Source organism: Hoeflea phototrophica DFL-43 (genome assembly GCF_000154705.2).
In the GTDB taxonomy this organism is placed as follows: domain Bacteria; phylum Pseudomonadota; class Alphaproteobacteria; order Rhizobiales; family Rhizobiaceae; genus Hoeflea; species Hoeflea phototrophica.
In genome coordinates, this window is record NZ_CM002917.1 from 2,989,304 (window position 1) to 3,004,248 (window position 14,945).

13 protein-coding genes are annotated in these 14,945 nt (G+C 59.7%); 8 read left to right on the forward strand and 5 right to left on the reverse strand.

Annotated elements, in window-relative coordinates:
* The first annotated feature begins 91 nt into the window (after window positions 1–91).
* The 6 genes from paaA (at window position 92) to HPDFL43_RS14190 (ending at window position 4,815) form a co-directional block, all read left to right on the forward strand.
* On the forward strand, window positions 92–1,087 hold the full coding sequence (gene paaA, locus HPDFL43_RS14165; RefSeq protein WP_007198054.1) for a 1,2-phenylacetyl-CoA epoxidase subunit PaaA: 996 nt from the start codon (window positions 92–94) through the stop codon (window positions 1,085–1,087).
* Window positions 1,084–1,377, forward strand: a complete 294-nt coding sequence (paaB, locus tag HPDFL43_RS14170) for a 1,2-phenylacetyl-CoA epoxidase subunit PaaB (protein ID WP_007198055.1) — start codon at window positions 1,084–1,086, stop codon at window positions 1,375–1,377. The genes paaA and paaB overlap by 4 nt, the downstream gene beginning before the upstream one ends.
* Complete coding sequence (gene paaC, locus HPDFL43_RS14175; protein WP_007198056.1) at window positions 1,377–2,150, forward strand: 1,2-phenylacetyl-CoA epoxidase subunit PaaC; 774 nt, start codon at window positions 1,377–1,379, stop codon at window positions 2,148–2,150. The genes paaB and paaC overlap by 1 nt, the downstream gene beginning before the upstream one ends.
* A 23-nt stretch (window positions 2,151–2,173) precedes the next feature.
* Window positions 2,174–2,716 carry a 1,2-phenylacetyl-CoA epoxidase subunit PaaD gene (gene paaD / locus HPDFL43_RS14180; protein ID WP_084594788.1) on the forward strand — a complete coding sequence of 181 codons (543 nt, stop codon included), beginning with the start codon at window positions 2,174–2,176 and terminating at the stop codon, window positions 2,714–2,716.
* A gap of 11 nt (window positions 2,717–2,727) precedes the next feature.
* Window positions 2,728–3,828: a 2Fe-2S iron-sulfur cluster-binding protein gene (locus HPDFL43_RS14185; RefSeq protein ID WP_007198058.1), complete on the forward strand. Its 1,101-nt coding sequence runs from the start codon at window positions 2,728–2,730 to the stop codon at window positions 3,826–3,828.
* Between the two features lie 333 nt (window positions 3,829–4,161).
* Window positions 4,162–4,815, forward strand: a complete 654-nt coding sequence (locus HPDFL43_RS14190; protein WP_156970282.1) for a hypothetical protein — start codon at window positions 4,162–4,164, stop codon at window positions 4,813–4,815.
* Between the two features lie 92 nt (window positions 4,816–4,907).
* On the opposite strand, the gene HPDFL43_RS14195 is transcribed toward HPDFL43_RS14190, so the two are convergent.
* Window positions 4,908–5,930 (reverse strand): helix-turn-helix domain-containing protein, encoded by a 1,023-nt coding sequence (locus tag HPDFL43_RS14195; protein ID WP_210165595.1) that lies wholly within the window; start codon window positions 5,928–5,930, stop codon window positions 4,908–4,910.
* A 1,222-nt stretch (window positions 5,931–7,152) separates the two neighbouring features.
* Between HPDFL43_RS14195 and HPDFL43_RS14205 the strand changes: the two genes are divergently transcribed.
* Window positions 7,153–8,306 (forward strand): IS3 family transposase gene (locus HPDFL43_RS14205; RefSeq protein ID WP_245271052.1). Its coding sequence is split into 2 segments (ribosomal slippage): window positions 7,153–7,405 and window positions 7,405–8,306, totalling 1,155 coding nucleotides; the frame shifts between segments, so codons are not numbered across the junction.
* A 198-nt stretch (window positions 8,307–8,504) separates the two neighbouring features.
* Window positions 8,505–11,123: an HD domain-containing protein gene (locus tag HPDFL43_RS14210; protein WP_007198061.1), complete on the forward strand. Its 2,619-nt coding sequence runs from the start codon at window positions 8,505–8,507 to the stop codon at window positions 11,121–11,123.
* A gap of 404 nt (window positions 11,124–11,527) precedes the next feature.
* On the opposite strand, the gene HPDFL43_RS14215 is transcribed toward HPDFL43_RS14210, so the two are convergent.
* The 4 genes from HPDFL43_RS14215 to HPDFL43_RS14230 form a co-directional block, all read right to left on the reverse strand.
* Entirely contained in the window at window positions 11,528–12,856 is a 1,329-nt protein-coding gene (locus HPDFL43_RS14215) for a GGDEF domain-containing protein (RefSeq protein WP_007198062.1), read from the reverse strand.
* 265 nt (window positions 12,857–13,121) lie between these two features.
* Window positions 13,122–13,307 (reverse strand): DUF6656 family protein, encoded by a 186-nt coding sequence (locus HPDFL43_RS14220; RefSeq protein ID WP_007198063.1) that lies wholly within the window; start codon window positions 13,305–13,307, stop codon window positions 13,122–13,124.
* Window positions 13,308–13,452: 145 nt separating this feature from the next.
* On the reverse strand, window positions 13,453–14,382 hold the full coding sequence (locus HPDFL43_RS14225) for an ornithine cyclodeaminase family protein (RefSeq protein WP_007198064.1): 930 nt from the start codon (window positions 14,380–14,382) through the stop codon (window positions 13,453–13,455).
* Between the two features lie 81 nt (window positions 14,383–14,463).
* Window positions 14,464–14,901: a phasin family protein gene (locus HPDFL43_RS14230; protein ID WP_007198065.1), complete on the reverse strand. Its 438-nt coding sequence runs from the start codon at window positions 14,899–14,901 to the stop codon at window positions 14,464–14,466.
* Window positions 14,902–14,945 lie beyond the last annotated feature (44 nt).

The following is a 14,945-nucleotide window of genomic DNA, read 5'->3' on the forward strand; positions in this document are numbered from 1 at the left end:
GGCTACAGGCTCTGGCCAATATGTTACAGGAATGAATTGACTTAAGAATTGTTAGTAACATATAGTCGCCTCCAGAGCGGAGGATCCCCATATGTACAGCCAAGGCCTCATCGGCGCGGACTCAAGCACCACCGAGACTGAGGAGTTTCTCGAAACCTTCCAGGCGCGGATTGACCGCGAGGAAAAGATCGAGCCCAACGACCCGATGCCCGAGGGCTACCGCCGCACGCTGGTGCGCCAGATCGGCCAGCATGCGCACTCGGAAATTGTCGGCATGCTGCCCGAGGGCAACTGGATCACCCGCGCGCCGAGCCTGCGCCGCAAGATCGCCCTGCTCGCCAAGGTGCAGGACGAGGGCGGCCACGGCCTCTACCTCTATTCCGCCGCCGAGACGCTTGGTGTCAGCCGCGAGCAGATGACCGAGGAGCTGCTGTCGGGCAAGGCGAAGTACTCCTCGATCTTCAACTACCCGACGCCGACCTGGGCCGACATCGGCGCCATCGGCTGGCTGGTCGATGGCGCGGCGATCATGAACCAGATCCCGCTCTGCCGCTGCTCCTTCGGGCCCTATGCCCGCGCCATGATCCGCGTCTGCAAGGAGGAAAGCTTCCACCAGCGCCAGGGCTACGAGATCATGATGACGCTGGCGCGCGGCTCGGACGAGCAAAAGCAGATGGCGCAGGATGCGCTGAACCGCTGGTGGTGGCCGTCGCTGATGATGTTCGGCCCGTCGGACACCGACAGCACCAATTCCGACCAGTCGATGAAGTGGAAGATCAAGCGTTTTTCCAATGACGAGCTCAGGCAAAAATTCATCACCGCCACCGTGCCGCAGGCCGAATATCTCGGGCTCAGTATACCCGATCCGGATCTCAAGTGGAACGAAGAGACAAAACTCTACGACCATGGCGAGATCGACTGGGCCGAGTTCAAGGCGGTGGTCTCCGGCAACGGCCAGATGAACCGCGACCGCCTGCGCGCCCGCAACAAGGCCTGGGACGATGGCGCCTGGGTGCGCGAAGCAGCCCTCGCCCACGCCGGCAAATGCGCCAACCGCCAACCGACCGCCCAGGAGGCCGCCGAATGACCGACAAGCATGACCTCACGCCGCTCTGGGAAGTCTTCATCCGCCCGCGCAATGGCCTGCATCACCGCCATGTCGGCTCGCTGCATGCAGCTGATTCAGCTCTGGCGCTGCAGGCCGCGCGCGATGTTTACACACGGCGCGGTGAAGGCAATTCGATCTGGGTGGTTCGCTCGTCCGATATCGCAGCCTCCGACCCGTCCTTTGCCGAACCCAATTTCGAGCCCGCCGACGACAAGATCTATCGCCACCCGAGTTTCTACGACATTCCCGAAGACGTGGGGCACATGTGATGGCCCCCTCTACAGCAAGCGCTCAAACCGCAGTTGCCGCCATCCTCGAGATCGCCGATGACGGATTGATCCTCGGCCACCGCCTGTCGGAATGGTGCGGCCACGCGCCGATCCTCGAGGAGGAACTGGCGCTCGCCAATATGGGCCTCGACCTGCTCGGCCAGGCCAGCGCGCTCTATGCTCATGCGGGCAAGCTCGAGGGCAAGGGCCGGAGCGAGGATGATTTCGCCTTCCTGCGCCGCGAACGCGACTATTTGAACTGCCTGCTGGTCGAGCGCGAGAACCGCGACTTCGCCCACACCATGTTGCGCCAGCTCTATTTCGCAGCCTTCATGCAGCCCTTCTGGCGCGCCATTGCTCAGACCTCGTCGGACGAAACCCTGCGCGGCATCGCCGCCAAGGCCGAAAAGGAAATGGCCTATCATCTGCGCCATTCCGGCGAATGGGTGATCCGCCTGGGCGACGGCACCGGGGAGAGCGCGGCGCGCATGGCGGACGCCGTTGAGGAGCTCCACCGCTACACCGGCGAATTGTTCATGGCCTCGCCGGCCCGGGCCGCCGCCATCGCCGCGGGCCTGCTGCCCGATCCGGAAACCTTGCGCGCCGAATGGGACGAGACCATCGCCACCGTGTTTCGCGCCGCAAAACTCGAGCTACCGGAGATCCGCGTCATGCAGAAGGGCGGCCGCGACGGCATTCATGGCGAGGACATGGGCCACCTGCTGGCCGAGCTGCAATTCATGCAGCGCGCCTATCCCGGCCAGACCTGGTAAGCGCTGTGAGCCAGGCATCCACCATGACCGGAGCCAACGACGACGGCAAAGGCAGCACCGAAGGTCCCGTCACAACTGTGACGGATTTCGAGCTGGCCCGCGCGCTGGAGGTGGCGAGCGCCGTGCCCGATCCGGAAGTGCCTTGCGTGACCGTTGCCGATCTCGGCATCCTGCGCTCGGTCAGCCGCGACGACGCGGGCCAGATTGTGGTCAGGCTGACGCCGACCTATTCCGGCTGCCCGGCGGTGATCGCCATTGAGATGGCGGTGCAATCCGCGCTGCTCAACGCCGGAATCGACTCGGCAATCGAGCGCGTGATATCGCCGGCCTGGACCACCGACTGGATCACCGACGAAGGCCGCGAGAAGCTGCGCGCCTATGGCATCGCCCCGCCGGTGGGCAGCTCAGGCGGCAGGCGGGCCTTCTTTTCGGAAGACGTGATCGCCTGCCCGCGCTGCGGCTCGAGCCACACCACGAAAGTCTCCGAATTCGGCTCCACCGCCTGCAAGGCGCATTACCGCTGCGACGATTGCGCCGAACCGTTTGACTATTTCAAGTGCATCTGAGGACCTGACCGATGGCCGCCCCCCGCTTTCATACCCTCGAAATTGCCGCTGTCCGCAACGAGACCCCGGATGCCGTGGCGATCAGCTTCGCGATCCCCGAGGATCTCTCCGGCACCTTCGCCTTCGTACCAGGCCAGTATCTGACGCTGCGCGCCGAAATCGGCGGCGAGGACATGCGCCGCTCCTATTCGATCTGCTCGCCGCTCAGCGAGAAAGACCGCCGCACCGTCGGCGTCAAGCGCATCGAGGATGGCCGCTTTTCAAGCTTCGCCCAGACGCTCAAAGCCGGTGACCGGATCCAGGTGATGCCGCCGCAGGGCCGGTTTACGGCTCAGATCGGCGGCGACCATGACTACCTGCTGCTCGCCGCCGGTTCCGGCATCACGCCGTGCCTGTCGATCGCGAAGTCGGTGCTGGCAGGCGAACCGGACTCCACCGTCACGCTGCTCTATGCCAACCGCAATTCATCCAGCGTGATGTTCCGCGACGATCTCAATGATCTCAAGGACCGCTACACCACCCGCTTCACACTTCTGCACGTGATGGACGAGGAGGTGCAGGACGTCGAGATCATGAACGGCCGCCTTGATGCCGAGAAGCTCGAGACACTGGCGGGCCTTGGCGTGATCGACCCGAAATCCGCCGACGCCATCTATATCTGCGGCCCCGAGCCGATGATCCGCTCGGCTTCAACAGCGCTCGCCACGCTGTGCGTTGACGCGGACCGGATCAAGTTCGAGCTGTTCACCCCGGCTCCCGGTGCAAAACCGGCACCCGCAAAGACCAACGGCACCGCTGTCAACGGCGGCTCGCCCAGCACAACAGGGCACGGCGCCTCGGTGGAGATCATCCTTGACGGCGCGCGGCGCACGATTGAGGTCGACGCGGGCCAGGACACGGTGCTGACCGCCGCCCAGAAGGCCGGGCTCGACCTGCCGTTTTCCTGCGCCGGAGGCATGTGCTGCACCTGCCGCTGCAGGATCGTCGAGGGGGCGGCCACCATGGATGAGAATTTTTCGCTCGAACCATGGGAAATCGAGGCTGGTTTCACACTCTCCTGCCAGGCGCGGCCCGACACCGGGAAGCTGGTGCTGGATTTCGACGCCCAATAAATTTGGCGCCTGGGCCCGAAGCATATCCTTCAGCTTGGCCCACCCCAGCCATCCAGGTTGGGTGCCCTCGGCCTGTTATCCTCGGGCCATAGCCAACATCTGTCTTTTCATAGCGGATGCCGGACCCATAGGTGAAAGCGCCATGGTTTCGTTTCCTATGCGCACAGAACACCTCAAATTACCTCTGCACAGACTTCAGTTTTGCTGTCTTGTCTGGACACCGGCCATCTGGACATTCCCGATGAGGAAGACCGGCAGCCACATGCCTTGGAAACAACCAACGGTCGGCGGCCAATGTGAGGTTCCGGATCGTGATCCAGAACGTTCTAGAGCATGTATTCGGGCGCACCCCATGCCGGGTTTGGCTTTGATGAACATACCGCCTCCATAGCGGCGCACTCAAACTCATCAAAGGACAAAACAATGCCTATACCAATTTCCGTCAGACTGTGCTTGGCAACTCTTCTTATCTTGGCAATCGGCGCCACCGCATCTCACGCCGATACCGCATGGAACACCGATGCCATCGCAACGCGTATGAACATTGCAACCAGCGCAGGGCACGACATACCCAGTGGAGCGTTCGGGTTTGTTGTGATCAACCGGCCCCGCGAAGTCACCCTGCTGCAGCTTCGCGGTGTCGCCGGAAGCGGGCAGGTTGTGCTGCGTACGGATGAAAAGGGAATGTGTCTGACGCTTCCGATCAGATTTGTTGCCGGGGATTTCGGCGGAGATTCCATAACCGGTCACCTGGCAGAACCGATCCACATGGTCATCAAAAGCAGAGATGTGGCCAGAACATTGGCAAAGGGCCGGGACGTTGTCAGCGACAGTTACAGCGTCAGCAATCAGATCCACTCCGATGCAGATATTGTCCTTCAATCGGGACTGGAGGAAACCTTTGGTTTCGTCATCAACCCGGGCCGCAACATCCTGGGGGACATCTTTGGGGTCTGGGCAGATCGAACCCCCTGCCACCGCCTTTAATGCGTGTCTCGCTCAAATGGATTCAATTGAGCGATGACGTCCATGCGTCATTTCGAAGGTTGCCATAACCGTTGTAAACACGGGTGCAGGCACTAGCTGTCTGCGCCCTTTGCCCTGAATTGTGACGGTGTCAGGCCGGTCACACGGCGAAACTCGGTGTTGAAACTGGATTTCGACACAAAGCCCGCCTCAAGCATGATTTCCGTCACCGGCAGATCCGTTTCCAGCAGCGCGCGCTGCGCATATTCGATGCGGTGGCCATTGATGAAACGGGAAAAATTCTCTGCCGTGACACGGTTGATAGCGCCGGACAAATCACGCGTCGGAACCGAAAGACGCTTGGCAAGACGCGCCAGTGTCAGGTTGCTGTCGCGAAACAATTCCTTGTCTCTCATCACCGCATCAAGCGTCTGCATCAATTCACGGTCCGCATCCGACGGTTTCGTATCGCCAAATGCGCCTTCATTTGGCACCCGCACGATCAGCGGTACGCCGATCAATGCGACCACCAGAACAAACCCTGCGAAGACGCCCGAGACGCCGGTCAGAAGCGTCAGGAGATGCGGATCGCTCGCCACAAGACTGATCGCAAAGACCAACCCGTCCGCAACAACCATCAGGCCGATCAGCGCAAGCGTGGCATATATGGCGGCCCGCCAAAGGCCGATAGTGTGCGGCGGCACCGAAAAGAAATCATCAGCCCCAAAGCGCAGCAAACCCGCCAGCCGCACCAGGTAGAAACAGTTGATGGCCAGAATGAACACATCGGCCGAAACCGGAACCGGCGCGGCCAAACCCAGCAGTGCGAGACCAACAAGACCGCCATTGCGCAACAATGTCTGGTTCCAGCGTCTTGCATCATCCTGTGTCAGCGCGGCAAATCCAAGATAGGCCAACGGTGCCGCCAAAACAGCGACAAAGGGCTGTGCCTGAGCTGGCCAGAGCCAGTTCCATGAGACCCGCATCCCCAAGAAAATCGTCACAACCGCCAGGCACAGGAAGAAGCCACTCAGCAGCAGCCGGGACCGCCCGGGGATCTGCCTGTTCCAGGCCAGCGCATAGCCCGCGAAGATCATAAAGACGCTGACCATCCAAGCGATCGGGAAAGTAGCCATGAGCCGACCCTAGAGAAGCATAATCTCGTTTGACAAGGTTTTTCTGGCACGGTCTGGCGTTCACGGCGACCGGCACTGATGAACGACTGCCTTGATGCAATGTGGCACGGACAATGACAAGGCCCTTTGACGAGAAGCCGGTGCAGGATTTCGACGCGCAGTGAAGCGGTCGCAGAGTTCGGAGTTCGGGGACAGTTTGCTTTCGGGCGATCAACGGGCAGTTCACCCTTGGACGCGCGTCAGCCCGAAAGCAAACTGTCCCCAGCATCGCCCGCATTCAGACAGCGGAAAACCCGCCCGCGCGGCAAAACCGCCGGGGTGTAAATGGAAGAAGATCCGGAGGGCCGCACGCGGGCAGTGCCTCTGGTAGAGTGGTGTTTCCAGTGGTGCATATGCGTTATCGTTCAAATGAAACCATTTGAACGCGACATGCACCGGGGTGGCGCTGACAGCGCGCGGCCCGGATGTCGCCGGATGGCGTCCCCATCCGACAGGCGCTGGCCTTGCAAACACACGGAGCTGGCTTATCCACCTGCCCCTCTTCAGGGCCCTCCGCCCGGGTTGCCCCGGCCGCGGCCTGGACGGGCCGCGAGAGATGCTTTGGGCGCGTGTTCCGGCACGGACCTGACGCGAAAAACGCGCCATGTCCGCCACAGGCCCGTGACCGGTGATCCACCCCGCCGGTGAGGCAGGAAACGGACCCCGGCCCGGTGGCTGGCTTTGCACGTCCCTTGAAAGGGCCGCCCGCCAGCGGAACCGCGTTGGCCTTCGCCTCCTCCCGCCGGCCACGCTGACGTTTGCGCGCCAGACCGGGAGGCATTCCCTCCCACTTGCATCGAAACGTTCGCGATCCATCCGGCAGCGGGAGTGAGGCGATTATGGCATGGGGCTGCAAGGTGGGGATGAAATGGGGTGGATTTTGTGGGCAAAGGGCGGGATTGCGGGGGGTGGGGGTGTGGGTTTGTCCCCATGCCGGACGTTGTCGATCATGGGGGCCTGGGCCCAAAATTGGCCATTCGCCGACCTCTTTGCACAAGGTCATGTTGGGGCGGGAAGTTGACATAGCCCTTAGCATTCCAAAATGTACTATCGCGTCACATTAAGGAATTTGAGCCCAATAAGTTCGCCCCAACGGCAGACTTTGAGCTACCCCCCGAAATTTGGACACTGACATAAGCTACGATTTGCAGTCTGCTGATCTTCGACGAGAAGGAGATCAGAGATGTCGAAACGCAAGCAACACGCGCCTGAGTTCAAAGCGAAGGTCGCGCTGGAAGCCCTGAAGGGCGAGGAAACCGCCGCTGAGTTGGCGAGCCGGTTCGGGGTGCATCCAACGATGATCCATCAATGGAAACGTGCGCTCCTTGAGGGCGCGTCCGGCGTGTTCGAACGCGGCGGTCGAAAGAAGCCCGAGATCGACGAGGAGCAGGTGAAGGAACTCCACGCCAAGATCGGGGAGCTGGCCGTGGCCAACTCTTTTTTGGAAAGAAAGCTGAAGCCATGGGGCGGGAAGTGAGGCGCGGCATGGTCGAACCCGATCACCCCCAGCTGTCGATAGGCCAGCAGTGCAAGCTGCTGTCGATCGCGCGCTCGTCCTTCTACTACACGCCTAAGGGCGAGACCGAGCAGAACCTCGACCTGATGCGTCAAATCGACGAGCAGTTCCTTGAAACGCCGTTCTTCGGCGTCCGGCAGATGACCTGGCATCTGCGCAACGATGGCCATCTGGTGAACGAGAAACGGATACGCCGGTTGATGCGCCTGATGGGGTTGATGCCGATCTATCAGAAACCCAATACCAGCAGGCCGGCGAAAGGGCACAAGACCTATCCCTACCTGCTGAAAGGACTGCGCGTGGATCGACCGAACCAGGTCTGGTGCTCGGACATCACCTACCTGCCCATGCGGCGTGGCTTTCTCTACCTCGTCGCCATCATGGACTGGCACACCCGTAAGGTTCTGGCCTGGCGCGTCTCGAATACGCTGGAGGCCGACTTCTGTGTCGAGGCGCTGAATGAGGCCATCCACAAGTTCGGCCAGCCGGAGATCATGAATACGGACCAGGGCAGCCAGTTCACATCCTTCGCCTGGACGGACCGCTTGCGCCGGACCGGCGTGCGCATCTCGATGGATGGAAAGGGCCGTTTCCTCGACAATATCTTCATCGAGCGCCTGTGGCGGACGCTGAAATATGAATGTGTCTACCTGCATGCCTGGGAGACCGGATCAGAAGCGAAGGCGGGCATCCGCAAATGGATGACGTTCTACAACCATCAACGCCCACACTCAGCCCTTGGTGGAAGACCACCTGCCGTGGTCTATTGGCTGGGAAAAGACGAAACCCAACCCGATCAGCAAGTGCAAAGAGTAGCTTAATTTACGCCAGAAACTGTCCAACGAATGGGGAGTAGCTCACTTCAAAGCGGAGGACCGTGGTCCAGCAATTAATCAAACCGATCTCTATGCGCTTTTCTCCGTTGCTCAATTCAACCGGCGGCCCTTTCTTGCTAGGGTTGTGAGTCATGGAATCATGCGAATATTGGAATTCATAGTTTACAAGCGGGAAGCTAATGCATGGACTACAAAGATAGCAGAATCTGGAAAAGGACACTTGGCGCTCCGGAAAAATGGGATGGCGCGAATGGTCAGTGTAACAAGCTAGCGACAGCATATCATAAGTTTTGGCTACGTTCTGAAGCCGCTAGCCAACGTATTGCGGCTACTCTGCCCGGTCTGACTAAACACGACAGCGCGCACTTCCACGCACTGTGGCATCGTGCCGACCAGTTGTTGCCAGATGATATTTGCTTGAACCCAGCAGAAGCATTTACGTTTGGGGGCGCAGTCCTTCTTCATGACATCGGCCACATAGCACTTGCCTACGAAAACGGCCTGGACGGTGTTCGGGAAACAGACGAATTTAAAGATGCGTTGGCATTGGCGGAGCTAAATCTCTCTAACGAGGATGAGCCAGTCTCCAAATCTCAGGCAGATGCTCTGGACCGCGCCTCACTATTCGAGGCGATGCGTGCACTCCATCCAGTCCAAGCCGTAACCATGGCGACCAATGGCCTGTACGCGGAGGATGGTGAGCGGATCCCTCTCCTTGAAGACAGCGAATTGGTGGAGTCACTAGGTGATCTTGTGGGACGTATCGCCGAAAGTCACCATTGGCCCGGATCCGAGATAACAAGCCGGTTGGAAGAGAGCGGCGCTCCGGGGTCGATGCCGACCGATTGGACTATCCGGGCAGGTCTCCTGGCGTTCTTGCTGCGTTGTGCGGATGCAATCCAGATTGATCAGTCTCGTGCAGATACGTTCTCAATGAAACTCCACGCGCCGACTGGCCTGTCCAAACTACACTGGGAAGCGCAGCGTAAGCTGGCGCAACCAACTCCTGATCCAAAACAGAAGCATGCGCTGAAGTTTAACTCCACAAGTCCGTTTGATATAGAAAACGCTGCTGCCTGGTGGATTGCCTACGACTTGATCGGGACAGCAGATACCGAACTACGTGCGGCTCGCCTCCTCATGGAAGAGGCTGGGATGGCCCCGCTCGCTCTTCATTTTGTCAGCAATGCGGGTGACCCAGAGAAGCTTGCCGAGCACATAAAGGTCACGGGATGGAAACCGATACGGGCGGATGTCAAAGTGACAAGCACCGAGCGTATGATCGAGCTTTTCGGCGGGGCGCAACTTTATGGGAATGACCCGTTGGTGCCACTTCGCGAACTCTTGCAGAACGCTTCAGATGCTGTTCGCGCCCGCCGCGCTTTGGAGAAAGATGAAACCTACAAAGGACGGATCGACTTATCTTTGAAGTCAATCGAAGGACAAAGAGAAACATATCAATTCACGTTGCGCGATAACGGCTTAGGGATGGGGCGCTATGTGTTAGCGGGGGCATTCCTTGAGTTCGGTAAAAGCTTTTGGACATCTAGGGACGCTCAACGCGAATATCCTGGCTTACTCGCCAAGAAGCTTACACAGACAGGTCGCTACGGTATTGGGGTCTTCTCCGTTTTCATGATTTCCAACGACGTAACTGTCATATCTCGTCGATTTGACCATAAGGGCGCGGCACACAAATTGCGTTTTGAACCTGAGGCCGGTCTACGGCCTATTCTTCTTGATGCAGATCACGCTGATTTCGGAACCGCTTCTACAGTAGTGCATTTGCGTATTGATCAAGAAACTTATGACACTTGGCATACCATGTACAACCACATAAAAAACAAAACTATTCAGCTTACACTTGAACAACGCATTGCGATGCTTTGTCCTAATTTGGATTGCGACGTTTATGTCGATGGCGTACTGGTGCATTCCGCTGATTGGTTCAATTCAAATGGCCCCGACTGGATACGTCAACTGGGACCTTGGGCGGACGCAGAATATAATGCACTCGGGCTCCAATTGATTGACTTGGCAGCAGAGCGATTAGAGGTTCTAGAACACAATGGGGTTCCAGTAGGCCGTGCCGCGATCACCACTGCAAAATTCCAACTTGGTCAGCGTTCGACTGGCGGCCTTGTTGTTTCTTCACACCTGGGCAACCAGTCCGAGAAATTCATAGGCGTTTTGCCAGTGCTGCCAGCAGGTCCAGATCGCCATCGACACACGCCGGTGTTGAAGCCGGAAGTTCTTGCTGCTTGGGCAAGTAGCCAAGCGCACTTGATCGCTTCCGAAGAGAAAAATCATGGCCGACGATACTATGCTGGTCAATGCGTTTCAGAATTCGGAGGAAGCGTCCGGCCGCTAGCTTGTCTTATGGGCGACGACTGGCAAGCTACTGCGACGGTGGCATCACGCCTCGTCGAGGGAGAAGAGATTAGTGTCCCGTTATCCGTTTCCAATGGTGTCGATTACCTGAGCAATCCTAGCCACCAAATAACTGCGTCTTCCTTCATGAGTTTCTCAATTGGGGACAAGATCAAGCTAGCGGAGAGCGTCCTTTTCGCCCCCCCATATGGGTTCCATCACAGCACCTACTTGGCACTTGACGGCGGGACGTCGTCAATTGTTGGGGCTCTTCGTGAAGAATCCAAAGCCCTCGGCTTTGAGCTCATTATCTCGAAAGAGACGAGAACAATTGCGACATATACTGGCAAATCCTCAACGCTTGAAAATCTTGAAGAAGGCATGCTTTTAAAAGGCCTTTGCGCGATTTTCAAAGCCCAGAAATCCAACTAAGCAGCGCTTGCAAGCTGATAAGGAGCTCTACAAGTCGGCTCATCAGAACCAGTCTTTTCGACGTCATTATTCATACTTTGCAGACCGCTTGAATGTCCGGTTTCCAGCTCCGCACAACAGTTCAGTTGCGACACTTTCTGGCTGTCGCAACCAACATTTTTCGACAGCTCTAACGTCAGCTTCGGGCCGAAAGCGCCACCGCGATCGGAGCGGTTCAGTTACCGCATTGCCGACTGACATTCGGAAACAGGGATTCCCTCACCCAATCGCCGCTCCGCACTCCGCGCACCCAGCATCACCTCGTTCCTGAGCACCGTCATCCGACCGCGAAGCACAACAGGCTGTACATCACTGGCGTGCGCACTCCTCGCCCTTTTCTGTTCCCCTCCCCCAAACTCCCCGCCTCAGGCGGCAACGCCGCTCTTTTTCGATCCCATGGACCCCGGACGGTTGACGATAATCCGGTTCCGGCCTTCGTGCTTGGCGCGGTAGAGGGCCGCGTCGGCGGCTTCGAGAAGGTCGCTCTTTTCAGGGAAATCCAGTGTGGAGGCCATGCCGATGCTCACCGTCACGGCGATTTCGGTTGCCTTGAGGGAGACCGGTGCCATCTCGACGGCCTGGCGGATCCGCTCTGCCGCCAGCCGCGCCGGCGCGCCATCGGTTCGGGGCAGCAGCACCGCAAATTCCTCGCCGCCAACGCGGAAGACCCTGTCGCCATCGCGCATGGTGTCCATCATCGTGCGGGCCACGGCGCGGAGCACCTCGTCGCCCGCGGCATGGCCATGGGTGTCGTTGACCTGCTTGAAATGGTCGATGTCGATCGCCAGCAAGGTGAACTGCTCTTCGAAGCGTTTGGCGCGTCCCATCATGTCGGGCAGCGTTGCCTCAAAGGCGCGGCGGTTGGCAAGCCCCGTCAGTTCGTCGCGCCGGGCCATTTCGCTCAGCACTTCCTCGGCTTCGTGAATACGCCCGATCATGTGGTTGAATTCCTGCGCCACCCGGTTCAGTTCCGGCGGCAGTTCGACGTGAATGCGGTGGCTGCGGTTGCCTTCGGCAAAGTGGTTGGCGCCCTGCACGAGCCGGTCGACGCTGGTTGACATGATCCGCCCGATGACACCAACACCCAGAACAATGCACATAAGCGAAACCAAGCCGGCAATGCCCGCCATCCACAGCGACCGTTCAAGGAACAGGGCCGCTCTCGCACCCTCCGCGTCGATTGCAGTGATCATCCGGTCGAGCAGGATCTCCAGCTCATCGCTCGCCTGGAGCAGTTCATCGTGAAACCGCCGCTCCATGGCCGCGACTGCGCGCGCATCGGCGGTCCGCAGCGGCATGGAAAACAGCTCGTTTGCAAAGCCATCGGCCGCAGCCCATGTGGCTCTGGCATCGGTCAGAAGCGCCTTTGATGCCGACGCATCATCCGTGATGCTTCCGTCGAGATCCATGAAAAGGGCCGAGATGCGTGCGCGAAGCGCCTGATACCTGGCCTGCTTGTCCGGATTGCCACCCACCACGAATTCATCCACCGGCGCCATCGATTCCAGGATCAGGATGCGCAGCTGCTGGCCGGGGACGATCTGGCTGTCCTTGCGCTTTACCACTTCATGAAACGGCGCAATCACGCCATAGTTGAGCAGCCCATAGCTGCCGACCGCAGACAGGGCCAGTGGTGTCAATGTGATCAACATGCTCAGCGTGATCCAGAAACGCAGCGATACATTCTTCAGCATGATCTCAAGGACCTCTTACCCATCCCGGCTTTGCGGCAACCCAAATGAACCCGCCAAGGTAAACGGTGTTTCCTATGAATTGCTTAAACAGCATGTGTCAGATTCATAAAAAGCGAGCTGATCATGCAGTTGGACGCGCAATGGATCGCCAGCAGACACGCTGAATGCAGACGGGCCACGGCTGCGCTCAGGCCGGAACCGCTGTGCTCACGATCCTTGCGGGTGACCGCGAGAATATGATGCGGGAGGGATCAGCCTCAGCCGTTCACCCGATCGCCGCGACGATCTTTCTCAGTTCCGCATTCTTTGCGCCCAGCATCAGAACGTGCTTGAGCGCGGTCATCGGATCGGCAGTGCGGAAGAGGAGGCCGTTGTCGCGGATATCGCGGTTGATCACCTGCTTGCGGGGCTCGGTCTTTTCGCCCGGCTTCATCGCAACGGCGAAACACATTCGTTCCTAGCCCGGGCCGATGTGGTTGAAGACGTGCGCGTCAGCGGTGATCCCGGGAAGCGGGGCTTACTGGAAAACCGGTTGAGCGGTTGATGCATCTTCTTGCCTGCGGTTTCAGGCCAGATGCCAGTTCGCTCCCCTCACCTCACCCAACCGCCCCATGAACCGCGTGGGCGATCATCACGTCGAGATGGGCGCCGCCGCCGTTTTTGAAGAGGGTGATCTCGTCATCCGAAGTGCGGCCGGCCTTGCCCTGGACCAGATCGTGCATGTCGCCGCGAATGTCGGCGCGGGTGATCACGCCGGCTTCCATCGGGATCATGATTTCGCCGATATGGCCGATGGTGGTGGCGTAGCTGTCGACGAACAGCCGCCCGCCGGTGAGCGCGGCGTCGTCGGCCTCGCGCATTGTGGGCGTGTAGGCGCCGACGAGATCGACATGGGTGCCGGGTTTGAGGGCTGCGCCCCTGATCAGCGGTTCGGTCGACATGGTGGCGGTCGAGATCAGCTCGGCGCGGGAGACGGCCGCGTCGAGGTCGCTGACCACCTCCGCGTTGATGCCGCCCCGGCCGAGTGCTGCGGCCAGCTCTTGCGCGCGTGGCGCGCTGCGGTTCCAGATCATCACGTGATCGATCGACGGCCGCACCGAGCAATGCGCCTCGATCAGCGGGCGCGCCATCGAGCCGGCGCCGACCATCAGCATGGTTCGCACATCCTTTCGCGCCAGGCAGGATGCGCCAAGCGCGGAATCGCCCGCCGTCTTCCAGGCGGTCAGATCGACGCCCTCAAGCACCGCGGCCACATGACCCTCAGCCTCGTCAAACAGCAGCACCTGCCCCTGCACCGAGGGCCGGGGCGGATCTTGCGAGGGGTTGTCCGGATAGATGGTGACGGCCTTGACGCCCGAGGCGAGGCCGGGGATCCAGGCGGTGCGCACCAGCATCTTGCGGCCGGCGTTCTCGATCAGCGAATCCTTCAGCTCCGCGGGCGGCATCAGATGCCCCGCCCGCAATGCCTCCACGGCAAAGGGCCAGGAGCACACCGAACGGATGTCGTCGCCTGTGATAATGCGCATGCTTGGTCTCTCATTCCGGGCTGAAGCGCGATGCCGGCCTGTGCAGCCGGCATCATGAAGGGTGCGGCCAGGCTTAAAAGCCTACTTCTTGCCCGGCTTGGTCATCGCATCGCGCAGCTCTTCAAGCGTCTCCTGCATGCTGGCCTGCAGCACCTTGAAGCTCTCGGCGCCGGATTTCTGCGCCAGGCCGGCGATTTGGGATGTGTTCTTGAGCGCCGCCTCGAAGGACTTGCGCGCGAAATCGGCCTGTGCCGACATCATCTCCTTGGGATCGCCGCCCGACTTCATCTTTTCCGCCATCTGCGAGATTTCGGCCATCGCCTCCTGCACCATTTCGCGCTGGCGCGACAGAATGGTGGTCGCGCCCGAGCCCGCGGCCTTGGTCGCCTCTTCGAGCGCCTGCAGGTTCTTGCGGTGACGCTCGACGAGGGCTTCGAGATCGGGTGCCGGCAGGTTCAGATCCTTGCCGAAATTCATGAACATCGATGCCAGGTCTTCTGTGCTTTTCTTGCCGGTCATAGGGTTCCTCCAGTTGCAGCCCGCCTTGCGCGCCGCCGTTTGCG